This window comes from Streptomyces sp. NPDC088732 (assembly GCF_044751205.1).
Taxonomy (GTDB): Bacteria; Actinomycetota; Actinomycetes; order Streptomycetales; family Streptomycetaceae; genus Actinacidiphila.
Genome location: NZ_JBIVLI010000008.1, coordinates 74,450 through 97,301, shown reverse-complemented (window position 1 = coordinate 97,301; position 22,852 = coordinate 74,450). Strand labels below are relative to the sequence as shown.

16 protein-coding genes and 1 pseudogene are annotated in these 22,852 nt (G+C 72.6%); 11 read left to right on the top strand and 6 right to left on the bottom strand.

The window, feature by feature from the left end; all coding sequences use genetic code 11:
• The first annotated feature begins 39 nt into the window (after nucleotides 1-39).
• Together ACIP9H_RS15840 and ACIP9H_RS15835 are read left to right on the top strand one after the other, a co-directional pair.
• Nucleotides 40-6,483 (top strand): SDR family NAD(P)-dependent oxidoreductase, encoded by a 6,444-nt coding sequence (locus ACIP9H_RS15840; RefSeq protein WP_401959455.1) that lies wholly within the window; start codon nucleotides 40-42, stop codon nucleotides 6,481-6,483.
• On the top strand, nucleotides 6,480-7,532 hold the full coding sequence (locus ACIP9H_RS15835; protein WP_401959453.1) for a ketoacyl-ACP synthase III family protein: 1,053 nt from the start codon (nucleotides 6,480-6,482) through the stop codon (nucleotides 7,530-7,532). Before ACIP9H_RS15840 ends, ACIP9H_RS15835 begins: the two co-directional genes overlap by 4 nt.
• A gap of 79 nt (nucleotides 7,533-7,611) precedes the next feature.
• Here ACIP9H_RS15835 and ACIP9H_RS15830 read toward each other — a convergent pair whose 3' ends face one another.
• Together ACIP9H_RS15830 and ACIP9H_RS15825 are read right to left on the bottom strand one after the other, a co-directional pair.
• On the bottom strand, nucleotides 7,612-7,965 hold the full coding sequence (locus tag ACIP9H_RS15830) for a nuclear transport factor 2 family protein (RefSeq protein WP_401959451.1): 354 nt from the start codon (nucleotides 7,963-7,965) through the stop codon (nucleotides 7,612-7,614).
• A 109-nt stretch (nucleotides 7,966-8,074) separates the two neighbouring features.
• Nucleotides 8,075-8,820: pseudogene (locus tag ACIP9H_RS15825) on the bottom strand (SDR family NAD(P)-dependent oxidoreductase).
• 122 nt (nucleotides 8,821-8,942) lie between these two features.
• On the opposite strand from ACIP9H_RS15825, the gene ACIP9H_RS15820 reads away from it, so the two are divergent.
• Together ACIP9H_RS15820 and ACIP9H_RS15815 are read left to right on the top strand one after the other, a co-directional pair.
• The gene (locus ACIP9H_RS15820; RefSeq protein ID WP_401592226.1) at nucleotides 8,943-9,554 is read left to right on the top strand and encodes a TetR/AcrR family transcriptional regulator; all 612 of its coding nucleotides are present in this window, start codon (nucleotides 8,943-8,945) and stop codon (nucleotides 9,552-9,554) included.
• Between the two features lie 616 nt (nucleotides 9,555-10,170).
• The gene (locus ACIP9H_RS15815; RefSeq protein ID WP_401959450.1) at nucleotides 10,171-10,632 is read left to right on the top strand and encodes a pyridoxamine 5'-phosphate oxidase family protein; all 462 of its coding nucleotides are present in this window, start codon (nucleotides 10,171-10,173) and stop codon (nucleotides 10,630-10,632) included.
• 43 nt (nucleotides 10,633-10,675) lie between these two features.
• Here ACIP9H_RS15815 and ACIP9H_RS15810 read toward each other — a convergent pair whose 3' ends face one another.
• Nucleotides 10,676-11,107: a hypothetical protein gene (locus tag ACIP9H_RS15810; RefSeq protein WP_401959448.1), complete on the bottom strand. Its 432-nt coding sequence runs from the start codon at nucleotides 11,105-11,107 to the stop codon at nucleotides 10,676-10,678.
• 159 nt (nucleotides 11,108-11,266) lie between these two features.
• Here ACIP9H_RS15810 and ACIP9H_RS15805 point away from each other — a divergent pair, with 159 nt between their 5' ends.
• Together ACIP9H_RS15805 and ACIP9H_RS15800 are read left to right on the top strand one after the other, a co-directional pair.
• On the top strand, nucleotides 11,267-13,405 hold the full coding sequence (locus ACIP9H_RS15805) for a HEAT repeat domain-containing protein (protein WP_401959446.1): 2,139 nt from the start codon (nucleotides 11,267-11,269) through the stop codon (nucleotides 13,403-13,405).
• Between the two features lie 5 nt (nucleotides 13,406-13,410).
• A complete protein-coding gene (locus ACIP9H_RS15800) occupies nucleotides 13,411-14,187 on the top strand; it encodes an alpha/beta fold hydrolase (protein ID WP_401592234.1) in 777 nt (258 codons plus the stop codon).
• A gap of 39 nt (nucleotides 14,188-14,226) precedes the next feature.
• On the opposite strand, the gene ACIP9H_RS15795 is transcribed toward ACIP9H_RS15800, so the two are convergent.
• Complete coding sequence (locus ACIP9H_RS15795; RefSeq protein ID WP_401592236.1) at nucleotides 14,227-14,715, bottom strand: cupin domain-containing protein; 489 nt, start codon at nucleotides 14,713-14,715, stop codon at nucleotides 14,227-14,229.
• Nucleotides 14,716-14,988: 273 nt separating this feature from the next.
• Here ACIP9H_RS15795 and ACIP9H_RS15790 point away from each other — a divergent pair, with 273 nt between their 5' ends.
• Complete coding sequence (locus ACIP9H_RS15790; protein WP_401959444.1) at nucleotides 14,989-15,573, top strand: helix-turn-helix domain-containing protein; 585 nt, start codon at nucleotides 14,989-14,991, stop codon at nucleotides 15,571-15,573.
• A 98-nt stretch (nucleotides 15,574-15,671) separates the two neighbouring features.
• On the top strand, nucleotides 15,672-16,823 hold the full coding sequence (locus ACIP9H_RS15785; RefSeq protein WP_401959442.1) for a hypothetical protein: 1,152 nt from the start codon (nucleotides 15,672-15,674) through the stop codon (nucleotides 16,821-16,823).
• On the opposite strand, the gene ACIP9H_RS15780 is transcribed toward ACIP9H_RS15785, so the two are convergent.
• Together ACIP9H_RS15780 and ACIP9H_RS15775 are read right to left on the bottom strand one after the other, a co-directional pair.
• A complete protein-coding gene (locus tag ACIP9H_RS15780) occupies nucleotides 16,793-17,815 on the bottom strand; it encodes an LLM class flavin-dependent oxidoreductase (protein ID WP_401959441.1) in 1,023 nt (340 codons plus the stop codon). The genes ACIP9H_RS15785 and ACIP9H_RS15780 overlap by 31 nt on opposite strands.
• Nucleotides 17,816-17,886: 71 nt before the next feature.
• On the bottom strand, nucleotides 17,887-19,152 hold the full coding sequence (locus tag ACIP9H_RS15775) for a cytochrome P450 (RefSeq protein WP_401959439.1): 1,266 nt from the start codon (nucleotides 19,150-19,152) through the stop codon (nucleotides 17,887-17,889).
• A 194-nt stretch (nucleotides 19,153-19,346) separates the two neighbouring features.
• On the opposite strand from ACIP9H_RS15775, the gene ACIP9H_RS15770 reads away from it, so the two are divergent.
• The 3 genes from ACIP9H_RS15770 (at nucleotide 19,347) to ACIP9H_RS15760 (ending at nucleotide 22,743) form a co-directional block, all read left to right on the top strand.
• Complete coding sequence (locus tag ACIP9H_RS15770) at nucleotides 19,347-19,664, top strand: hypothetical protein (protein ID WP_401592246.1); 318 nt, start codon at nucleotides 19,347-19,349, stop codon at nucleotides 19,662-19,664.
• 174 nt (nucleotides 19,665-19,838) lie between these two features.
• Nucleotides 19,839-22,265, top strand: a complete 2,427-nt coding sequence (locus ACIP9H_RS15765) for a SpoIIE family protein phosphatase (RefSeq protein ID WP_401959437.1) — start codon at nucleotides 19,839-19,841, stop codon at nucleotides 22,263-22,265.
• Between the two features lie 82 nt (nucleotides 22,266-22,347).
• The gene (locus ACIP9H_RS15760; RefSeq protein WP_401592250.1) at nucleotides 22,348-22,743 is read left to right on the top strand and encodes a hypothetical protein; all 396 of its coding nucleotides are present in this window, start codon (nucleotides 22,348-22,350) and stop codon (nucleotides 22,741-22,743) included.
• Nucleotides 22,744-22,852: the final 109 nt, after the last annotated feature.

Here is a 22,852-nt window from a genome sequence, read left to right as displayed (position 1 = left end):
CCTCCCCGAGGCCACCCACCCAGACACGAGGAACAGACCGTGCCCGTGCACGACAAGCCCAGCCGCACACCGGAGCGGGAGCCGGCCGAACCCGTCGCCGTCATCGGCATGGCCGGCCGGTTCGCCGGCGCCGACACCGTCGACGAGTTGTGGGCGCTCCTGCGCGACGGCACCGACGCGATCACCGAGATCCCCGCCGACCGCTACGACGTCGGCCCGCACTACGACCCCACCCCGCGCACCCCCGGCCGCACCGTCAGCCGGTGGGGCGGCTTCGTCGGGCAGGTCACGGACTTCGACGCCGGCTTCTTCGGCATCACCCCGCGCGAGGCCGACAAGACGGACCCCCAGCAGCGTCTGCTGCTGGAGGTCGCCCACGAGGCCCTGGAGGACGCGGGCGTCCCGCTGTCCGTGCTGGCCGGCTCCGACACCGGCGTCTACATCGGCCAGATCGGCGACGACTACTGGCACGTGCAGCGCGCCGCACGGGACCGCTTCGACCTGTACGACATGACGGGGGCCGGCCTGCGCGCGACCACGTCAGGGCGCCTGTCCTTCGCCTTCGACCTCCGCGGCCCCAGCCTCACCGTCGACGCGGCCTGCTCCTCGGGCCTGGTGGCGGTGCACCACGCCGTGCAGGCACTGCGCTCCGGCGAATGCCGCATGGCCGTCGCGGGCGCGGCCCACCTGCTGCTCCAGCCCGACATCGGGGTCGCGTACTCCAGCGCGGGCATGCTCGCCAAGGACGGCCGCTGCAAGTTCGGCGACGCCTCCGCCGACGGCTTCGTCCGCAGCGAGGGCATCGCCGCCGTGATCCTGAAGCCCCTCTCCCAGGCCCTGGCCGACGGGGACCGCGTCCGCGCCGTCCTGCGCGGCTCCGCGGTGGGCAACGACGGCCGGTCCGGGGGCTACATGGTGGCCCCCGCGGTCGAGGGCCAGCGCGACGTGCTCGTGCGCGCGTACGCCGACGCGGGCGTGGACCCGGCCGACGTGGACTACGTGGAGGCGCACGGCACCGGGACCCCCGTCGGCGACCCGGTCGAACTCCAGGCGCTCTCCGAGGTCCTGGGCACCGGCCGGCCCGCCGGCCGCCCCGCGCTCGTCGGCTCGGTCAAGACCAACATCGGGCACAGCGAGGCGGCGGCGGGCATCGCCGGGCTCATCAAGGCCGTGCTCTGCCTCGAACACCGCGTCGTCCCGGCGAGCCTGCACTTCCACGAACCCAGCCCCGCCGTCCCGTGGACGACGCTTCCGCTGACCGTCGCGACGGGGAGCACGCCGCTGCCCGACACCGGCAGGCCCGCACTCGCGGGCGTCAACAGCTTCGGCATCTCCGGCACCAACGCCCACGTCGTCCTGGAGGAACACGTGCCCGCCCCCGCGCCAGCGGACGACCCGGCGCAGGAGCGCCCGGAACTGCTCACCCTCTCCGCCGCGACCCCCGAGGCGCTCAAGGCGCTCGCCGCGTCCGTCGCACGGTTCCTGGCCGGCGAGGACGGCCGCGCGCACCGGCTCCGCGACATCTGCCACAGCGCGGCTCTCCACCGTTCCCACTTCGACAGCCGGCTGGCGCTGCCCGTCTCCTCGCGCGAGGAGGCCGTACGGGCGCTGACCGCCTTCACCCAGGACGACCCCGAACCCTCCCTGTCCTGGTCGGAGTACACCGACCCCGCCCGGCGCCCCTCGGTCGCGTTCGTCTTCCCCGGCCAGGGCTCCCAGTGGATCGGCATGGGCCGTGAACTGCTCGACGGCGAGCCGGTGTTCGCCCGAGCCATGCGGACGTGCGACGCCGCGGTCCGGGCCGAGACCGGCTGGTCGGTCATCGACCTCCTGCGGAACGGCCGCGAGGAACGCCTCGCCGAACTCGACGTCGTCCAGCCCACGTTGTGGGCCATGGAGATCGCCCTTGCCGAGGTGTGGCGCTCCTGGGGCGTCGAGCCCGACGTCGTCATCGGCCACAGCATGGGCGAGTCGGCGGCGGCGTACATCGCGGGAGCCCTGAGCATCGAGGACGCCGCGGCCGTCATCTGCCGCCGCAGCCGGATCGCCAAGCGCCTGGCCGGCCGCGGCGCCATGGCCGTCGTCGCGCTGCCCGCCGACGAGGCGGCCCGGGCCCTCGCCGGCCACGAGGACACCGTCTCCGTCGCGGCCGCCAACAGCCCTTTCTCGACGCTGCTCGCCGGGGACGCGGACGCCCTCGCCGAGGTCCTGGCGGCACTCGACACGCAGGGGACACCGAACCGGCTCGTCAGGGTCGACTTCGCCTCGCACTCCCCGCAGACGGACGCGCTCCGCGACGACCTGCTGGACGCGCTGAAGGACCTCACCCCGCGCCGGGCCGTCGTCCCGATCCACTCGACCCTGCTCGGCGAGGTCGTCGACGGCACCGGCATGGACGCCGGCTACTGGGCCAGGAACCTCCGGGAACCCGTCGACTTCGTCGGCGCGGTGCGCCGCCGACTCGACACCGGCGACACCGTGTTCATCGAGATGAGCCCTCACCCCGTGCTGGTCAACGGCGTCAAGGAGACCGGTCGTGCCGCCGGCCGCGAGACCACCACCGCGGTCGGTTCGCTCCGCCGCGACGAGGGCGAACGCACCGCCCTCTTGGCGGCGGCCGCGAACCTCCACACCGCAGGAGTGCCGCTGGACCTCGCGGCCGTCGTGGACGGCGGCCGCCGCGTGCCGCTGCCCACGTACCCCTGGCAGCGCACCCGGCACTGGACGCCCGCTCCCACGGCGCCCGCGCGACCCCGGCTCGACACCGCGTCCGGCCACCCGCTCCTGGGGACCCGTACGGCGGCCGCGGGCAGCACCACCACCTGGGAGGGCCCGCTCGACCCGCACCGCAACGCCTACCTGGCCGACCACCGGATCCAGGACACCGTCATCGTGCCCGGCACGGCCTATCTCGAACTGCTCACGGAAGCCGCCCGTCAGCTCCTCGGTGACGGACCGGTGGCGCTGACCGACGTCCACTACCGCCAGGCCCTCTACCTCGACGGGAACGGCCCCGCCCCCACATTGAGGGTCAGCGCCGTCGACGGTGAGGAAGGCCTGGAGCTCCAGGTCCTCGGCCGATCCGCAGGCGAGGCCCAGTGGGTCCTGCACGCCGAGGCCACGGCCCGCGCCCTGCACGAACCGGACCAACCGGCTGCCGTCGACCTGGCGGCCGTCCGGAAGACGCTTCCCACACACCAGAACGCCGCCGAGTTCTACCCCTACAACGCCGAACGCGGCAACCAGTGGAACGGCGTGTTCCGGGGGCTGGCGGAACTGTGGCGCCGGGACGGCGAGGCGCTGGCACGCGTCGAGAGCCCCGAAGGACTGCGCGCCGCCCTTGCCGAGCACCACTTCCACCCCGCGCTGCTCGACGCCGCCTGCCATGTGATGACCGCTGCCCGTCCGCGCACGGTGGCGGACACCGAGAGCGTCTTCGTCTTCGGCGGCATCGACGAGTACCGCTCCTACCACCGGCCCGGCCGCGAGGTGTTCAGCCACGCCCGCCTGGTCCCGACCGCGCGCGAGGACTCCTTCGCCGCTGACATCCGCGTCGCCGACCCCACCGGCCGCCTCCTCGCCGAGATGCGCGGTGCCCGAATCCAGTACCTCGCCGGCCACGCCCCGGCACTCGAGGAGGCCCCCGTGAACGCCGCCCCCGTACGCTCACCCGCCCCCGCCCGGCCGGAGGACGACCTGGACAGCCTGCTCCACGAACTCCGGTGGACGCCGCTGCCCCGCACCGTCCCTGCCACCACGCCCACCGGCCGCGGAACCTGGGTGCTCCTCAGCGACAGCGGCCCCTTCGGACGCGCCGTGGCCAGGGGACTCGCCGCCGAGGGCCAGGACACCGTCGTCGTGACCGCCGCCGCGAGCTACCAGGCCGCCGGCGACCGGTACCGCATCGACCCCGCCGACCCCGCGCAGTACGCCGCGGTCCTGGACGACATCGCGGACCGCGGCCCGCTCCGGGGCATCGTGCACCTGTGGTCCCTGGACGCGACAGCGGGACGCGAGGCCACGGGGAAGGAGATCGACCGGGCCCAACTGCTCTCCTGCGGCAGCGTCGTCCACCTCGCCCAGGCCCTGACCGCCAGGGAACACCCCGGCGCCCCGGGCCTGTGGCTGGTCAGCCGCCACGCCCAGCGTGTCGCCCCCGAGGACCGCCACGTCGCCCCCTTCCAGGCGCTGCTGTGGGGCCTGGGACGCACCCTCGCCGCCGAGCACCCGGAGCTGCGCACACGCCTGGTGGACCTCGACCGCAACCTCACGAGCGTCGAGGCCCTGGTCGCGGACCTCCTCGGGCCGGACGACGAGGACCAGTTCGCGCTGCGGGACGGCACGCGCCGAGTCGCCCGCCTGGTCGCGCGCGGCAAGGCCTCCGCGGAGCCGGGACCGACGGCGGCCGTGCGGCTCTCCCTTCCGCGGCCGGGCACCCCCGGCGACCGGTGGCTGACCCCGTTCACGCCGCCCGCGCCGGGGGCGGACGAAGTCGCCGTCCGAGTCTCGCACGCCGCCCTCGACCACCCCGACGCCCCCTCCGGCGAGGACCCGGCACTGGGCACGGGCTGCTCCGGGACGGTCGTCGCCGTGGGGGCCGGCGTGCGCGACGTGGCCGTCGGCGACCTGGTCGTCGCCCTCGCCGAGAACGCGACGGCCTCGCACGTCGTTACGAAGGCGGTCCTGACCGCGCCGCTGCCCAGCGGTGTCACGCCCGCCGAGGCGGCCGCCCTGCCGAGGGCCTACCTCACCGCGTACTACGCGCTCCACGACGTCGCCCGCGTCGGGAAGGGCGACCGCGTACTGGTGCGTTCGGCGAGCACCGGAGTCGATCTGGCCGCGGTCGACGTGGCCCGATGGCTGGGCGCGGACGTCCACGCCGTCGCCACGAGCGCGGACGAGCGGCAGCGGCTGACGGAGCGTGGCGCCCGGCACGTCACGGACCGCACGGTCACCGGCGGACCCGGATTCGACACCGTCCTGAGCACGGCCGCACGCCGCCGTGCCGACCTCGCGCTGGCGGCACCCTACGGCCGCTTCGTGGAGCTCACCGGACCCGAAGACGTCGATGCCGCGCCCTTCGACCGGACCCTTCCCGCACCCAACCTCTCCCTCCACGCCGTCGACATCGCCCACCTGATGCGGTATCAGCCCGGGCGTGCGGGCTCGGTGTTGCGGGCCGTCGCCGAAGTCGTCGGCAAGGGGGAGCTCTCCCCGCTGCCCCACCGCGAGGTCGGTGCCGCCGAAGCCGGCCGGATCATCCAGCGCACCGGCACGTCCGGTCAGCGCGGCGTCCAAGCCGTCATCGCCTTCCCCGACGAGGTGCTGCCCGCCGCACCGCGCCACCGGGAACCCGTGTCCTCCGCACCCGTGCGCCCCGCGGGTACCTACCTCATCACCGGTGGCGCGGGAGGCATCGGTGCACGGCTCGCGTCCTGGCTCGCCGACCAGGGAGCCCGCACCCTCCTCCTGACCGGCCGGACCTCCCTGCCCGACCCCGGCCCGCTGCGCGACCTCGCGGGCCGGGGCGTCGACGTCGAGTACGCGGCCGTCGACGTGGCCGACCACCAGGCCATGCGGGCGCTCCTCGCCGACAGGGCCCACCGGGGCAAGGCACCGCTGCGCGGCGTGTTCCACGCGGCCGGGACCTACGACTCCGTCCCGGTGACCGACACCACCCCCGAGCACCTGAAAGCCCTCCTCAGCGCGAAGGTCTCAGGAGCCTGGAACCTCCACCGGCTGGTGCAGGACATGCCCCTGGACATGTTCGTCCTGTTCTCCTCCGGCTCCTCCGTCCTGTCATCGCCCCTGCTCGGCGGCTACGCGGCCGGCAACGCGTTCCTCGACGCCCTCGCCCACCACCGGCTCGCCGCCGGCGCCCCGGCCACCTCGGTCAACTGGGGCTACTGGGACGGCGTCGGCATGATCGCCCGCCACGAGGAGGACACCGGCCGCAGCCTCGTCCCCCACGGCATGGCGAGCTTCTCGCCCGACGAGGGGCTCGGCGTGCTGGGCGGCATCCTCGCCGAAGGCAGTTCGCACCGCGTCGTCCTGCGGATCGACTGGCCGTCCTGGGCACGCGTCCATCCCGAGGCGGCCCATGTCCCGCTGCTCGGCGAACTCCTCGACCGCGCCCCGGCGCGGCCCGCCCCGGCGCGGACGGCACCACGTCACATCACGCCTGTCCCCGCACCCCGGGACGAGACGGATCCGGGGGTCGTCGAAACGGTGACGAAGCTGGCCGCCGCCATCCTCGGCCTGAACCCGGAGCGGCTGAACGCGAGCCGGCCGCTCAGCAGGATGGGCATGGACTCGATGATGGCGGTCCAGCTCAGGAACGAGATCGACCGCCGCCTCAAGGTCAAGCTGCCGATGGTCAAGGTCCTCCGCGACAGCTCCGTCGACTCCCTGGCCCGGGCCGTCGCCGAAACGAAGGCCGCCACCACGGCCGACCACGCGCCGGAAGGAGCGTCCGCGAAGTGAAGACACCCGACCTGTACATCGCGGGACTCGGCGTCCATGTCCCCGCCGTCCTGGACGCGGGCAAAGCCGTGGAACTGGGCCTGTACGACCCCGAGGACCACGAGTTCCAGGGGTGGACCGGAGCCGCCGTCGCCGGCGACACACCGCCGCCGGACATGGCCGTGCTCGCGGCACGCCAGGCGACCGGACGCGCCGGCAGCCACCCCCACGACCTCGTCCTCCACATCCACGCCTGCATGCACAGACAGGGGCCCGGGGGCTGGTCGCCCCAGCACTACATCCTGCGCCACATCACCGACCAGGACATCCCCTCCTACCAGGTCAGCCAGGCATGCAACGGCCTGATCGGCTCCCTCGAACTCGCCGCCTGCTACCTCCGGGCCGTCCCCGAGCGCGCCGCCGCACTCGTCACGGGCGCCGACAACCTCAGCACCCCGCACTTCAACCGCTGGGCATCCCTGGAGAACGGCGTCCTCGGCGACGGGGCGAGCGCTGTCGTGCTCACCAAGGAACCGGGCTTCGCCCGGCTCCTGTCGATCAGCAGCGGCTCCACCGCCGAGGTCGAAGAGCGGTTCCGCGACGAGGAGTTCCCTCCCGTCACGACAGTGGACGCGGACGCCGAGGACCGGCCGGCGGCGGCCGTGCCCGAGGACGAGGCGATCTCCGAGGCCGTGGGACGCCAAGGGGAACTCCGGACGGAACTCGCCCTGCGCACGATCGCCGAGGCGGGCCTCGACGTCGCCGACATCACCCGCGTGGCGCACATCTTCACCGGCCGCGAGAGCTACCTCAAGGGCATCCTCGCCCCCATGGGCCTCCGCACCGAGCAGGGGCTGCTCCAACTCGGGCGCCGACTCGGGCACATGACGGTCAGCGACCAGATCGTGGGCCTCAACCACCTCGTCGAAACACGCGAAGTCGGCCCGGGCGACCACGTGCTGATCGTGGCCCACGGCGGCGGCGTCTCGATCACGTGCGCCGTCGTCCGCATCGAGTACCTCCCGTCCTGGGCCACCGGCCGGCCCTCCGCGGTGCCCGCGGACGCGTGACGCCGCATCGCCCGGCGAACGCGGATGCCCTCGGCGCAGGCCGCCGAGGGCTGGGCCGTGTTTGAGAACGTGACGGAAGTCAGGCGGTGAACATGGTCAGGATGGTGGCGATCCTTCCGTGGCGGACGGTGATGACGTCGATTCCGCGGACGGCGGAATTGCCGGGCGCACTGAAGGCCCAGGCAAGAGCTCCGGTGCGGGAGCCGGCGTAGCGCATGCCGTCCTCGGTGAACTCGAAGTCGGCCGGGGCCTCGGCGAGGAGGGTGGTGACCTTGCCCTCGATGGCGTCGCGGCCGGTGGTGACACCTTCTGGGTCGGTGAAGACGACGTCCTCGGTGTAGATGCGGTCGATGGCCGCGCGGCGGGACACGGGGTCGCGGTTGCCGAAGACTTCGTGCAGGTTGGCTGCGAGCAGGTCGGTCACGGGGTGCATGGCGATTCCTTCAAGGACGGCCGGGGCGGCCGGTCGGCTCGGGGAGCTCGGCCGGCCGCCCCGGTGCGGACGTGTCAGGAGCGGAGGTTCAGGCGGTCGGCTGTGGTGGTCAGATCTGGCTGGCCCCGCCGTCGACGTATATCTCGGCACCGGTCATGTAGCTGCTGGTCCCACCGGCGAGGAAGAGGACGGTTTCGGCGATCTCCTCCGGGCGGCCGAGCCGCTTCATGGGGACTCCGGCGGCCAGGCCCTGAAGCAGTTGTTCGGCGGCCTCGGGACCGCCCGCGAGGCCGCTGAGCCCGGGCGTCTCGATCGGCCCGGGCGCGATGCTGTTGACGCGGATGCCACGGGTGACCACTCCGCCGCCCAGCTGCGGGTGAGGGAGCGCAGCGCGGCCTTGGTCGCGGCGTAGACGCTGAAGGAGGCGGCTCCCTTGGTGTCGATGTTGGAGCTGGTCAGGATGATCGATGCGCCGGGGGTGAGCAACGGAAGTGCCTTCTGCACGGTGAACAGGGTGCCGCCGACGTTGGTGTTGAAGGTGTCGGCGTAGTGGTCCCAGGTGATGTCGGGCAGGGCCGCGAACTCGCCGCCGCCGGCGTTGGCGAAGACGATGTCGAGGCCGCTGTGCCGCTCGATCTGCGCGAAGAGGCGGTCGAGGTCGTCGAGGTTCGCGATGTCAGCGCGTACTCCGGTGGCGCGGTCGCCGATGGAGGCCACCGCCTCGTCGATCGCTTCCTGACGGCGGCCTGTGAGGAAGACGTGGGCGCCTTCCGAGGCGAGCCGTCGCGCGGCGGCCAGGCCGATGCCGGAGGTGGCGCCGGTGACGAGGGCGGTCTTGCCGTCCAGCTGTCCCATGAGGGGTTCTCCATTTCCGTACCGTTCGGTACTTAAGTCGTTCGGTAGGGGAGAACCGAGGCACCGGTACGCCTATTCCGTACCGCTCGGTTAAAATATGGAGGGCTGACACAGGAGGCGTCATGGCGGTACGCGGCAGACCCAGGGGCTTCGACGCGGATGCCGCGCTGGAGCGTGCAGTGGAGGTCTTCTGGCGCCAGGGGTACGAGGGTGCGTCGCTCACTGACCTCACCGAGGCCATGGGCATCAACCGCACGAGCATGTACGCGGCGTTCGGGAACAAGGAGGAGCTGTTCCATCGGGCCGTCGCTCGCTATGCCGAGGCCGACATGGCCTATGCCCGCGAGGCCCTCGCCGAACCGACCGCGCACGAGGTCGTCGAATCCTTCCTCCGGGCCAACGCCGACGCGCTCACCCGTGCCGACCGCCCTTCCGGATGCCTGTCCGTGCAGGGAGGCCTGGCCGAGGGCAGCGACAGCGGCCGTATCGCCACGTTCCTGGCCGACAGCCGCCTCGCCGGCGAACGTGCCCTGGCGCAGCGACTGGCCCGCGCCGTCGAGGAGGGCGACCTGCCCGCGGGGACCGACCCTCACGCACTCGCCCGCTACGTCATGGTGGTCAGCGAGGGCAACGCGGTGCACGCTGCTGCCGGTGCGGCACGTGCGGCCCTCCATGCCACCGTCGATATCGCCCTGCAGGCGATACCTCGGACTCGCGCAGACGCGGCCGTCTGACAGTGCCGGCACCACGCCTGTGCGAATTCCGACAACACCTTCGCCGTGATCCAGCCTGATGAGGACGATCACGCCTGGTTCGCATCCATCGCTGCCCTGGACGAGGGCGGCTACGAGATCGTCCTTCGTGACACAGCTGGGCGAGGTGATCCCACGCCCACTCCGAGACGCCGCTCACCTTGGCCGCGGCTCTGGCCGGGTCACCGGTTCGGACGGGCTGGTCGACCTCGAAGTCGTAGCCGGTCAGGCCGCTTTCCTCCTCGACGATACGGGCGATGCGGTAGACGAGGTCCATCACCGCCGACGCCGCCGGCCCCGAGTAGCGGTACGCCACCTCGATGTCAGCCGTGTCCCCCGAGTAGTCGAGCTGCACGCGTCCCGGCGACCCCGCAGCTGCGGAAGGTCGGCATCGGGGTCGAAGCCGGCGTTGAGGAGGTCGAGCGTCTGCTGCAGCGTCAGGCCCGCTCGCACGCGCGCGAGCGTGATGTCGTAGGTCACCGGGGCAATCCACGCAGGGACGACCGCCGCCCGCTCCAAGGCCGAGGTGTACCTCGGTCGCCGGGAGTAGGTCCCGCGGCTCAGGCGCTGCTCGCTCCCGCCTGACTAGGGTCGGCCCATGGAGAGCACGGAAGGCATTCGGCGTCATTCCGCGGAGCGCATGCGCGACGCGCTCGAACGGCTCGGCACCGAGCGGGACGTATGGGTGTCGACGGCTCACCCCGAACACGGGCCGCACCAGGTGCCGCTGTGGTTCCTGTGGGACGGGCAAGCCGTGTGGATGTGCACCGGGGCCACGTCCGTGACGGTACGGAACATCCGGAGGGATCCGCGCGTGCACGTGTCGCTGCCGGACACCTTCGACGTGGTCCTCCTCCAGGGCGAGGCGGAGTGCTTCCCGGACCAGGAGGTGCCCGCAAGCGCGGCGGAGGCGTTCGCCGGCAAGTTCGGCTGGGACCCACGCAAGGAAGCGGCTGCGTTCGTGTACGTACGCGTGGTCCCGAGGACCGTGCGCGCGTGGCGCGGCGAGCCGGAACTCCGCGGCAGCGTCATCATGCGCGACGGCATGTGGCTGGAATAGCCGAAGGCGGTCCGCCGCACGGTCGGTGACCGGCCGGGCCGCCTCAACCGCCGCCCGTGGTCCTCTCAACTGCCGGGACAAGGAGGGCGATCTGCTGGGGCGTGGCGCAGTCCGCCGTCTCGACGGCCGCTTCGGTACGGCAGCCGGCGCAGGCGAGGTTGGCCCCGTCCAGTCCCATAGGCCCGCAACAGCCGGCGCGCCGGCTGCCGAGGCGGATCGGTTCGAGGCGGAGTACGTCCTGCGGGCACAGCACGAACTGCACTACCGGCATCGCGCCTTGAAGACCGGGGTACTGGTCGAGGCCCGGGACGGAGAGGTACTCGACGGCAAAGGCGCCGGGAGCCATGCGCGGTGGGCAGTCGTGGCCCTCGGGCATCCTGAAGGGCAGCGGGGCGTCGTCGTACTCCGGCAGTTCGACCTCACGCACGGCGCGGCTCAGCACGGCTTGGCAATTGCGGCAGCGGAAGACGACCACGTGTTCTCTCCTGTCGCGCGAGACTGTTGAGGGACCGGCCCTCGCCGCCAGTGGGGCAGCCGCCCGAGCCCGCACTGGGCGCGCCGTCCGCCGTCCGAACGCCCCTACTCGCGGCCCGGAACAACCCCGTTGTCAGTGCCTCCTGGCATCGTTCACGACATGTTCGACGGACTTCACGACATCGACTGGGCCTCAATGGAGCACGCGTACGGCTCCGCCGAGGAGGTGCCGGGGCTGCTGAGGGCGCTGCGCTCCCCGGACGCCGAGGAACGCCGCAAGGCCCTCGACCGCTTCTACAGCGCGGTCCACCACCAGGGCAGCGTGTACCCGCCCACGGCGGCCAGCCTCCCCTTCCTGTTCGAGCTGGCTGTCGACGGCGCCACGCCCGACCGGGCGGCCGTCGTCGCGCTGATGGTCAGCATCGGCCGGGAGTCACTCGACCGGGGCTTCGAGGTCGACGGCACGGAGATCGAGTACTACCCGCCGATGGGCTGCGGACAAGCCGTCGCCTTCCTGCGCGAACGTGCGGACGGGATTACCGAACTCGCCCGCGACGCCGACCCGGGCGTGCGCCTGGCCGCGATTCCCGGGCTCGGGCTCTTCCTCGACGACGCCGACCGGGCCGCCGCGGTACTGCGGGAACGGCTGGCCGCCGAGCGCGGCATGGCCGCGCGGCTGCGGATCGCGGCTGCGGCGGCCACCTTGGCCCTGCGCCTGCCGGTGGCCTCGCGGCAGGTCATGGACTGGCTCACCGGACTCGCGGCCGACCCGGACCAGGGTCCCGCGACCCGTCTGGCGGCCCTGGTCCAGCGGGCCCGGTGCGCCCCGGACGAGATCGGCGAGGACGTCGTACCGGCCGCCGTCGGCCTGCTGCGCGAGACCGCCCGCGCGATACCCGTGCGGCGCATCGCACCGGTCCCGGAGAGCCCCGCGGTGTCCACCGACGGAGTCGCGCCCCAGATCGTCGAGGCCTTCGCGGATCTCGACCGGCACACGCGCGTGCTCGCACCCACAACGGCCCTGCTGCGTACGTTCCACGAAGCCCTGGGCGCGCGGGTGCCCGAGCGCACCGCTGTACTGGCCGAGCAGTTGAGCAGCCCCGACCCCGGTTCCCGGCTCGACGCGGTCCGTATGAGCGGGGAGCTGATGCGGGCCTGGCGCGGGGACCACACCCGGCTGCTCCTGCTGGTCGCCGGCCAGCTCACCACGGCCGACGCGGAGGTCGCCGCCGAGGCCGCGGCCGTCCTGGAATCCTGCCACCCGATCGCCGCCCCGGCCCGGGACGCTCTCGCCGCGCACATCGACGCACAACTCGTCCAGTACGGCCCCGATGTGTGGGCGGCGCCGGAGGCACCGCTGCGGAGAAGCCACCAAGAGGCCGTCCGGGCGCTGGCGCGCCTCGGCGACGTACGCGCGCTGCCGTGTCTGCTGACCGCGTTGGACAGCGACGTGGACGCCTGGCGGGCGATCCAGGTGGCAGGGCATCTGCCACAGGCCGCCGACCAGTTGGTGCCCCGGCTTTGCGACCACCTGCGCCGCGTCGATCTTTCCCGGCAGTGGACCGAGATGAGCGCCTGCGCGATCCTTTCCGCCCTGGGGGCACTCGGCGACGCGGCCGCGGTTCCGGCGGTCGTGCACACACTCGTTGCCGCGCCGGGCCACGGGCAGGCCCGTGTCACGCAGTCGGCCCTGCAGGCGCTGAGGGCCTTCGGGCCGGCGGCGGCCGGTGCGCTGGACGTGATCCGGTCTCTGACCGTGGCCTCGGACGTGCACGTACGTCGTGCCGCCGTAGCCGCGCTGTGGGCCGTGGGCCGCGACCGGGCCGAGATGCTGCCGCTCCTGCTCGGCCTCCTCGACGACGACTTCAGCTTCGGCATCAGTGAAGCGGCCGACCCGCTCGCCGAGATGGGCCCGTCAGCCTCCGTGGCACTGCCCCGCCTGCGGGACCACCTGGCGGACGACTACACCTGGATCCGGGTGCACTGCGCGGCGGCCCTCTGGGGGATCGGCGGCGAGGCCGAGGCGCCGGCCGTCGTGGACGCCCTGCTGCGGGCCATGGCGGAGAACCCCCAAACCGCCAACCATGTCGTGGCCTGCCTGGACCGCATGGGTCCCCTCGCGGCGCCGGCCCTGCCCCTGCTCCGCGAGCAACTGGCCCTGCCCCGGCGCGGCGGCAGGTTCCAGAGCATCGGCAATGACGAGGAACTCCAGCGGGTCGGCCGCGCCCTCATCGCCCGGCTCGACCCCCCGCAGGAACCCACGGACCACGAGACACTCAGGGCAGGCCGACCCGTATGAAGCCGATGTTCCAACCCGAGCCGGCACGCGCGGCATTCGAGGTGGACGGGCGGCGCCTGTCCTACCTCGACTTCGGTGGCCCGGGGAGGCCCCTGCTCGCCCTCCACGGCCACTTCAGCGAGGCCCGCACCTTCACGGCTCTGGCGCGCGCACTGGCACCCGCGTGGCGAGTCGTGGCCCTCGACCAGCGCGGACACGGCTTCTCGGACCGGCCGCCGGACTTCTCGCGCGCAGGCTACGTCCACGACGCCGCAGCGCTCCTCGCCCACCTCGGCCTGCCTCAGGTGGTGGTGCTCGGCCACTCGCTCGGCGGAGTCAACGCCTACCAGCTCGCCGCGCACCACCCCGACGCGGTCGGCGCCCTGATCATCGAGGACATCGGCGTGGAGATCGACGACGACCTGTCCTTCTGCCTGGCATGGCCGCACCGGGCGCCCACCCGTGCGGCCCTGGTCGCACAACTCGGCGGCTCGGCACGCTACCTGACCGACGCCATCCGCGAACATCCCGACGGCTGGGGCCTGGCCTTCCGCCCGCAGGACATGGTCGCCTCCGTTGCCCAGGTCAACGGCGACCACTGGGACGACTGGCTCGCCGGCGACTGCCCCGCCCTGCTCGTCCACGGCACCCGGAGCGACACGCTCACCGCGGAACACGCCGCGGCCATGGCGGCCCGGCGCCCCCGCACCCGGCTTGTCACCCTGGCGACCGGGCACACCGTGCACGAGACCGACCCCGCCGGCTTCGCCGAGGCCGTGAGTGCCTTCCTCGACGGCCTGTGACCGGCCGACGCCACCGCCGGCCGGCCCGTCGCGCTCCGGCTACTCGGCCTCGTGCATCTGCTGCCAGGACGCCTCGTGGTCGTCCGGCCCTCTCGTGCCGAACCGCTCGTTGAGCTCCGCGAGCTGCCGCTCGGTGGGGTGCGGGCCGAGCTTGCCCATCTCCAGGAAGAGCTCCTCGTTCCCCGACGGCGACGACACGAACAGCGCCCGTCCGCCGGTCGGAGTGGTGAAGGTGTGCTGGCTGCCCCTGGGCACCACGACCACGGTCCCCGGTCCTCCGGAGAAGGTCGCGTCGCCGACCCGGAAGTCGTAGTGGCCCTCCAGGATGTAGATGACCTTCATGAAGTCGTGGTGGGCGTGCGGAGGGTTCTCGGCGATCACGTCATGGGTGAAGACGAACACCCCGAGGGCGTCGCCGACCTCCTTGCCGCGTACCAGCACCTCCAGCCAGTGCCGGCCGCCCGGCTCCACACGCTCACCCTCACCCGGCGCCACCGCCCAGCCGTCCGTGCCCCAGTTGCCCATCATGTCTCCCGCCCATCGGTCGTGTCGAAAAGAACGCCAGAAATGTGCGCGCTTCACCGCGGAACGTGTCGAACCATGACTGTTCGTACGAACCGCACCGCAGGCGCGCACCGCCACGATGGGCGAGCGCCAGGGAGCCGGACAAGAAGTGTTGCTGTTTCCGGGAATCGGGCCGGGGAACACCACGTTCCCCTGGACGTGGAATCTTCCGGCGCCATCACCCAGACACTGGCCGAAGTGGGCCCTCAGCTGCGACGTCTCCGCTTGCGGAGCGGCGTGACCCTGACCGCGCTGGCCAAGGCGACCGGTATCTCCAAGAGCACCCTGTCGCGACTGGAGGCCGGCCGGCGGCGCCCCGGCCTGGAACTGCTGCTGCCGATCACGCAGGCACTGGGCATCGCCCTGGACGACGTGATCCACGTCGCACCCCCGGAGGGCCCCGTCAACCGGCTCGCACCGCAGCCGTGGAACGGGATGGTGCGTCTGCCGCTCGCGCAGGAGATCGGCCCGATCCAGTCGTTCAAGCTGATCGTGCCCCCGGGCCGTACCGATCCCGTGCCCCAGACCCACGAGGGGCACATGTGGATGTACGTTCTGGCCGGCCGCCTGCGTCTCGTTCTCAACGACATGGACCTGCAGGTCAGGGTCGGCGAGTCGGCGGAGTTCAGCACGCGGATGGCGCACTGGTTCGGCAACAGCGGCCAGGAGCCCGCCGAAGTCCTCTGCCTGTTCGGCCGCCAGGGCGAGCGGATACGACGCCGCGTGGCACCGCCCTCCACGGGACACGGCGCCGCCTCCGACATCGCGGCCCCGGACCGGGCCCGCGAGGAGCCCGCCGGCCCTCACGCCACGAGCGCGTGACCCGTCGGCCCTGACGAATCCCACGACGGACGGGAATCCGGTTGGCCGGTACCCGCGGGTCTGCGACGATGCAGTCGTTCCCCGACCGGAGAGGGCCCTTGTTCGTTTTCGTCTGCGCCCGGTGCGGCGCCGAGCTGACCGTCCCTCTCTCCCAGGTCTCGCTTCCGGTCCATGCCCGCCAGGTGTACGGGAACGGCCTCCAGCTTCCAGTGCTCATGGAGTCCGGGACCTTCGCCGTCGACCCGGATCCGTGGGGCAGGCCGTGGCGGCTGTGGGACGAGCTCGATCCGGGCGAGGCGGAGGCACGCGGCATCTACGCGCCCGTGCACGCGCTGTCCGACGCCCCGGCCGGGCAGATCGTCATAGCACCCGGTGACATCCACGGGACCCGGCTGATCCCCGGGAAGCGCGGCGGCGCCTGCTGCGGCATCGACGGGGCCGACGGGCCCAACATGGCCTGCCTGGGCTGCGACCTGCTCGTCGCGACACGCTTCGACGACTGCTCGCTCTGGCAGTTGGTGCGGCTCGGCCCGGACGCCGTGCGCCGGGTCCGGGTGGGTGCGGACGCCGCGCCGCTCTCCTGGGCGGAACTGATGGAAAAGGCGGAGAGCGCGCCGCCGTTCGAGCCGATCACCTCGTGGGGGGAACGACGTGGGTCGGGCCGCCACTGGTCGTGGAGCCCGCAATGGACGGCGGCAGCCGGCCGGGCCCTCGCCCACCTGCTGGTGGCCTCCCAAGGGCAGCCCGTGGAGGTCCCCGACGGCATGACCGCCACGGTGTTCCAGCACGCACTCGACACCATGCTGCCCGCCGGTGCGCCGGCCCGGCACGCCGTCCTGGCAGGACCGGGACGGCCCGTCCCCGTCGAGGGCGCCGACATCCTCCTCGTGCCGGTCCATCCCGGGACCGGCCGGACCTGGGCCCCCGCCGGCCCGGCGCCCGCCGCGTACTCGGTGCCCCTGCCGTCGGCGGTGTGGCGGTGGCTGCACTCCCCCCAGCCGTACTCGTCCCTTCCCGCGTCGGGCCGTATACCCCTGGACGTCCTGCGCGACGAGTCGCTCCCGCCGCGCCGCGACGAACGCTTCCGGGCCGACTGGCGGACGTTCCAGCACACCTTGGTCCGGCTGCCGGCCGTGCGCAGCCCGTGGCTGCGCACGATCGTCGAGGCGTTCAGGCAGGACAGGGCCTATGGCCTCTTCCGGCCACCGCTGACCCGCCCTCAGCGCCAGCCGAGTTCGGGTGCCACGTAGGTGAGGATGCTCTCCAGCAGGTGCGCGTTGTAGTCGACCCCGAGCTGGTTCGGGATGGTCAGCAGCAGGGTGTCCGCGGCCTGGATCGCCTCGTCGTCCCGCAGCAGCTTCACCAGTTCCTCCGGCTCCGCGGCGTAGGAACGCCCGAAGACGGCCCGGGTCGTGTCGTCGATCATGCCGACCTGGTCCCGGGAGCCGCGGTCGCGGCCGAAGTACGCCCGGTCGAGGTCGTTGGTCAGCGCGAAGATGCTGCGGCTGACCGACACCCGCGGCTCGCGGTCGTGGCCCGCCTTCCGGAACGCCTCGCGGTACGCCTCGATCTGCTTGCGCTGCTGGACGTGCAGCGGCTCGCCCGACTCGTCGTTCTTCAACGTCGAGCTCTGCAGGTTCATCCCCAGCTCGGCGGCCCAGACCGCGGTCGCGTTCGAGGCGGAGCCCCACCAGATCCTGTCGCGCAGCCCCTCGGAGTGCGGTTCGATCCGCAGCAGCCCGGGCGGGTTGGGGAACATCGGCCGCGGGTTGGGCGTGGCGAAACCCTCGCCGCCGAGGACGGTGAGGAACGCCTCGGTGTGGCGGCGGGCCATGTCGGCGTCCGTCTCGCCCGGCGCGGGGTTGTAGCCGAACAGCCGCCAGCCCTCGATCACCTGCTCCGGTGAGCCGCGGCTGATGCCCAGTTGCAGCCGGCCGGACGAGATGAGGTCGGCCGCGCCCGCGTCCTCGGCCATGTACAGCGGGTTCTCGTAGCGCATGTCGATCACGCCGGTGCCGATCTCGATCTTCGAGGTCCGCGCACCGATCGCCGCGAGCAGCGGGAAGGGGCTGGCCGCCTGCCGGGCGAAGTGGTGCACCCGGAAGTACGCACCGTCCACGCCGAGTTCCTCGGCGGCGACCGCGAGGTCGATGGACTGGTGCAGGACGTCCATGGCCGACCGGGCCTGCGAGTGCTCGCTGGGCGACCAGTGGCCGAAGGAGAGGAATCCGATCTTCTTCACGCCGTGCCCAGCGCTCGGCGGCCACGTTTGATTCCCGCCGCGGAGCCCCGCGGAGCACGGACGAGAGGGCGTCAGCCTCGTGGCAGGACGGGCCCGTAACGCACCGGCAGGCTGAGCGGGCCGCGGATCATGCCGGAGGGGATCCAGTCGATCTCGTCGAGAGGGACGGCCGCCTCGAGGCCGGGGATGCGCCGCAGCAGCACTTCGAGGCCCGTGGTCGCCTCGAGCCGGGCCAGGGGAGCGCCCAGGCAGTGGTGGATGCCGTGGCCGAAGGCCAAGTGCCGGGCGGCAGGACGTGACACGTCGAGCACGGAGGGGGCCTCACCCGCGGGCATGGGTGCGTCACGGTTCGCGGACCACAGCGCGATGCCGACGATGCTTCCGCGGGGGATGAAGTGGCCGCCGAGTTCGAGGTCGCGGGCGGCATAGCGGTGGGACGCCACTTCGACGGAGCTGTCGTAGCGCAGGAACTCCTCCACGGCTCCCGGTATGAGGTCGGGCGTCCCTTCGAGCAGGCGCAACTGCGCCGGATCACGCAGCAGCCCGAGGAGGGCGTTGCCCAGGAGGTTCACGGTGGTGTCGTGGCCCGCGATGACCATGAGGATGCAGGTACCGACGAGCTCCTCGTCGGTCAGCCGTCCGTCGTCCTCGTCGCGCGCCCCGACCAGCGCCGAGATCAGGTCGTCCTGCGGGCGCGCCCGCTTCTCGTCGATGAGCCGTCGCACCAGGCCGTGCAGGCCGGCCACGGAACTGCGGTGGTCCTCGGCCGCGGTGTCGAGGGCCTTCCTGCTCCAGAGGCGGAAGCGGGCGCGGTGCTCGTCGGGGATGCCGAGCAGTTCGGCGATGACGGTCATGGGGAGCGGCGCGGTGAAGGACTCGACGAGGTCGGCGGTACCGCGTGACGCCATGGCGTCGATCAGGTCCTCCGCGATCTGCCGGACGCGCGGGGCCAGCCCGGCCGTGCGATGCGGGGTGAAGACCCCGGACACCAGGCGCCGCAGGCGGGTGTGGTCCTGCCCGTCGGCCTCCAGCATGTGGCCCCCGAGGCCCACTCCGGGCTTGTTCAGGACGAAATCGGCGGCCGCGAGGGCGTCGGCCGCGGGGGAGGGGTCCTTGAGCAGGGCCGGGTGGGTCAGCGCCTCACGCGCCAGGTCGTAGTCGACGACCAGCCAGCCGTACAGACCCGGGTACAGCTCCGCCCGATGCACCGGGCCCTGCCGCCGCAGCGCCTCGTAGCGGTTCGGCGCGTCCGCCTTGAAGGCGGCGTCCAGATGTACGGGCGAGCCACCCGCCGGGCGACCGGCGTCCTCGGAACGCGTGCGGTCCGTGCACCTCATAGATCATCGTCCTCTCACACATCCCCGAGCGGACCACTACGGGTAGTACAAGTCGACGAAAGTCAGCATTTCGTACCAAAGGGTACTACCGCGCCGTGGTGTGCGACGCGGCCTGCTTTTCCGAGCTGAGCCGGACGGGCCGGGCCGGACGGGCCGGTCGCAGTGGCCGACGGATCGCCCGCCACAATGCCGGCGTGACGAGACCGACCGGGCCTGTGATCATCTTCGATGACGCGTTCCACATGTACGTCCTCAGGGACCAGGCGTTCGCCGAGGCGTGGTGGGAGGAGCCCGGCGAGTACATCTGCGGTTTCGACGCCTTGGCCAGGCCCCTTCGGATGACGGGTGAACCCCACCGGGTCCACCTCGAACTGACCGGCGCGGAACCGGACGAGGCGGAGCTGCGCCGGCTGGTGGCCGGTCACTACCACCGCTGTCTCCGCGGTCAGAGGCCGCCCCAGGCGGCGGACCTCGCGGAATTCGTGGCGGCACTGCCCCGCGAGAGAGGGTGACCGCGGCATTGGCCGCCGAGTCGTGAGCCCGGGGGCACGGCGTCCTGGGCCGGGGCGCGGTCCGCGGAAGGGGCTCGCGGTGCCGGAGCCCGGCAGCCCGGTCGTGGATGCCGACCGGGTTGAACCCGTTCGTACCTTTTACGCCGTACAATCAGCCGACATCGCCTTGACGGGATGGGTCCGGCCATGCTTACAGGAATCGCGGAGTCGGGGGGCACGCACGGAGGGCCGGCCCTCGCTTGCCTGATCGCGGTCGTGTCCGTCGACGGCAGGGGCCGGGTGAACGGATGGAGCGACGAGGCCGAGGCCATCCTCGGCTACCACCGCGACGAGGCAATGGGCCGCCCGGTGAACGAATTCGTCGCCGACGGGCAGCAGGGTCCCCCGCCGGCCGGCCGCACCCGGCAGGACCGGCCGAACCGCACGGTGCTGCGGCACAAGGCCGGTCACGGTGTCGAGGCGAACGTCCAGGTGCAGCGGGCGGTCGCCGAAGGCGGCCCCACGGTCTGGTTCCTGAGCCCGGTGTCCGCGACGGACGCGGCGGGCCGCGACGTCGGCCTGCTCGAAGGGGCGTGGACGCAGTCCAGCGCCGCCATCTGCCTCTGGTCGACGGAGCTGCGCCTGCTGTGGGCGAACGCATTCTCGTACGTGGTCTTCAAGGCGGGCACCGACGAGGTGCACGGACGGCTGCCCACCGAGATCTTCGCGCCCGACAGCCAGCACCACGCGCTCGAGGAGGCCATGCGCCAGGCACGGGACACCGGGACCGCACGCTCCGTCCTCACCTACGAGAAGGTGCCCGGCGAGAACCGGCCGCACGAGTGGGCGATCCACATCGACCCGGTCCGCGACCGGCACGGCGGGGTGATCGCGCTGTGCACCATGGCCCGGAACAACTCCACGGAGTTCTGGGCCCGCCAGCGGCTCAGCCTCCTGGACGAGGCACGCCGCACCATCGGGCACTCCCTGGACGTGGAGCGGACGGCCCGCGAACTCACGGACCTCTCGGTGCCGGACCTTGCCGACGTCGCGCTGGTCCACCTGCTTCCCGAGACCCTGGGCAACGACCGGACGGGCGTGCACGGCCCCGTGGAGACACGGCTGGTCGCGGCGAGCGGCGAGCGGGGTCCGGCGGCGCAGGGTGCCGGCGTGAACGGCGCGCGGCACGGACGGGCTGCCGGCCGCACGGACTGGCGGGCCGTGGAACGCGACTCCCTGCCGGGCCGGGCGCTGTGGGAACGGCGTGCCGTGCGCGTCGATCTGCCCCACCCCGCCGTCGCCTGGCCCGGCTGGGGCACCGACCTGCCCGCGGGCCGGTCCGGGGGAGGGGCGATCTCCGCACCGCTGACCGCACGCGGCATCACGCTCGGTGTCGTCACCTTCCTCCGGCACGAACTGCCCTTCGACGCCGAGGACCTGCTTCTCGTCGAGGAACTGGCCGAGACCACGGCCGTGTGCATCGACCACGCCCGCCACTTCGAGCGGGAGCACAGCACGGCGCTCGCCCTTCAGCAGAGCCTGCTCCCGAGGGAGCCTCCCGCGCAGAGCGCGGTGGACGCCGCGTACGGCTACCGGCCCGCCGACCTCGCGGCCGGGGTGGGCGGCGACTGGTTCGACGTGATCCCGCTGTCCGGCGCGCGGGTGGCACTGGTCGTCGGTGACGTCGTGGGGCACGGCGTGGAGGCGGCCGCGACCATGGGGCGGCTGCGTTCCGTCGTGCGGACGCTCGCCGACATCGACCTCCCGCCGGAGGAACTGCTGACCTCCCTGGACGACATCGTGAACCGGATGGACCGCGAGAGGGAGGCCGACGCCTCCGATCCGGAGGTCGGGGCGTCCGTGCTGTACGCCGTGTACGACCCGGTGTCGCGCCGCTGCTGTGTGGCCCGCGCGGCGCACGTGGCGCCGCTGCTGGTGCTGCCGGACGGGACGAGCGAGCTGCTGGACGTGCCCGGGGGGCCGCCGCTGGGACTGGGCGGGCTGCCCTTCGAGTCGGCCGAGGTGGAGCTCCCCGAGGACTGCCTGCTCGTGCTGTTCACCGACGGCGTCGTGGAGTCCCGGGACCGCGACCTCGGCGCCGGGATCGCGCGGCTGCAGGAGTGCCTGGTCGACGCCGGCGGTTCCTCGCCCGCCGCCGTGTGCGACGACGTCCTCGCCGCGATGCTTCCGCGGCGCGGCGACGACGCGGCCCTGCTGGTGGCCCGGCCCCGCACGCTGGACGCGGCCGACCTCGCCCAGTGGGACGTTCCGCCCGACGCCTCCGCGGTGTCCGCTGTGCGTGGCATGGTGACGGAGCGGCTGGCCGCCTGGGGCCTGGACGACCGGTCGTTCACCACCGAGCTGATCGTCAGCGAGCTGGTCACCAACGCGGTGCGCTACGGCAAGGCCCCCATCCGGCTGCGCCTGATCCGGGACCAGGCGTTGATCTGCGAGGTCACCGACGCCAGCGACGCCGCGCCGCACATGCGGCGCGCGCGCAGCTTCGACGAAGGCGGGCGCGGGCTGTTCCTCGTCGCCCAGTTGTCCACGAGCTGGGGCAGCCGCCACGTCACGGACGGCAAAATCATCTGGGCGGAACAGCAACTCGCTCCCGCGGAGTGACCTGCGTGGCACGGCAGTTCGTGCACATTGTCGGAAGTGACAAAGGAGGCGGCGCCCCATGCCGTCCCAGGGGGAGGGTTCTGTGAGTTACGACATTTATGTCCACCGCTTCGAGGGTGGTGAGTCGGCCCCCTTGGACAAGATCATCGTGGCCGAGGTCCTCGACCCGTACGTCGTAGTACGTGTACCCGACAATGAATTCCTTCAGCTGGACATGGGGCGGAACGAGCGGGCTGATGTCTACTTCAGCAGTGACACCAGCGTCACTTTCACTCGCTTCGGAGGGGAGAGGATCATGGACGTTGTCGCCGAACTGCTGGAACGGCTGGGGGCGTCTCTGGTTCTCCTGGGCGGGACGGTGGTCCTCCGGCAGGAGGCGGACCGCGAGCATCTGCCCCAGCTCATGCGGGACGACGACTGGTCCGTCGTCGTTGCGCGGACCGGGCAGGAGATCATGCGGGCGATCGAGGCATCGTGACCCTCCGAGGCGGCCCGTGCCGGTACCGGTTCGGGGTTCCCGCCTCTGCGGTGGCTCCGGCCGTCGTCCGTGGACCACCTCACTCGGTCGCGTCCGGAGGCACGAGCAC

Excerpts from the sequence above, each read along its gene's own strand:
- ACIP9H_RS15830 (WP_401959451.1), bottom strand. The coding sequence starts at position 7,965 with ATGCACCCCGTGACCGACCTGCTCGCAGCCAACCTGCACGAAGTCTTC.
- ACIP9H_RS15820 (WP_401592226.1), top strand. The coding sequence starts at position 8,943 with ATGGCGGTACGCGGCAGACCCAGGGGCTTCGACGCGGATGCCGCGCTG.
- ACIP9H_RS15815 (WP_401959450.1), top strand. The coding sequence starts at position 10,171 with ATGGAGAGCACGGAAGGCATTCGGCGTCATTCCGCGGAGCGCATGCGC.
- ACIP9H_RS15805 (WP_401959446.1), top strand. The coding sequence starts at position 11,267 with ATGTTCGACGGACTTCACGACATCGACTGGGCCTCAATGGAGCACGCG.
- ACIP9H_RS15800 (WP_401592234.1), top strand. The coding sequence starts at position 13,411 with ATGTTCCAACCCGAGCCGGCACGCGCGGCATTCGAGGTGGACGGGCGG.
- ACIP9H_RS15795 (WP_401592236.1), bottom strand. The coding sequence starts at position 14,715 with ATGATGGGCAACTGGGGCACGGACGGCTGGGCGGTGGCGCCGGGTGAG.
- ACIP9H_RS15775 (WP_401959439.1), bottom strand. The coding sequence starts at position 19,152 with ATGAGGTGCACGGACCGCACGCGTTCCGAGGACGCCGGTCGCCCGGCG.
- ACIP9H_RS15765 (WP_401959437.1), top strand. The coding sequence starts at position 19,839 with ATGGGTCCGGCCATGCTTACAGGAATCGCGGAGTCGGGGGGCACGCAC.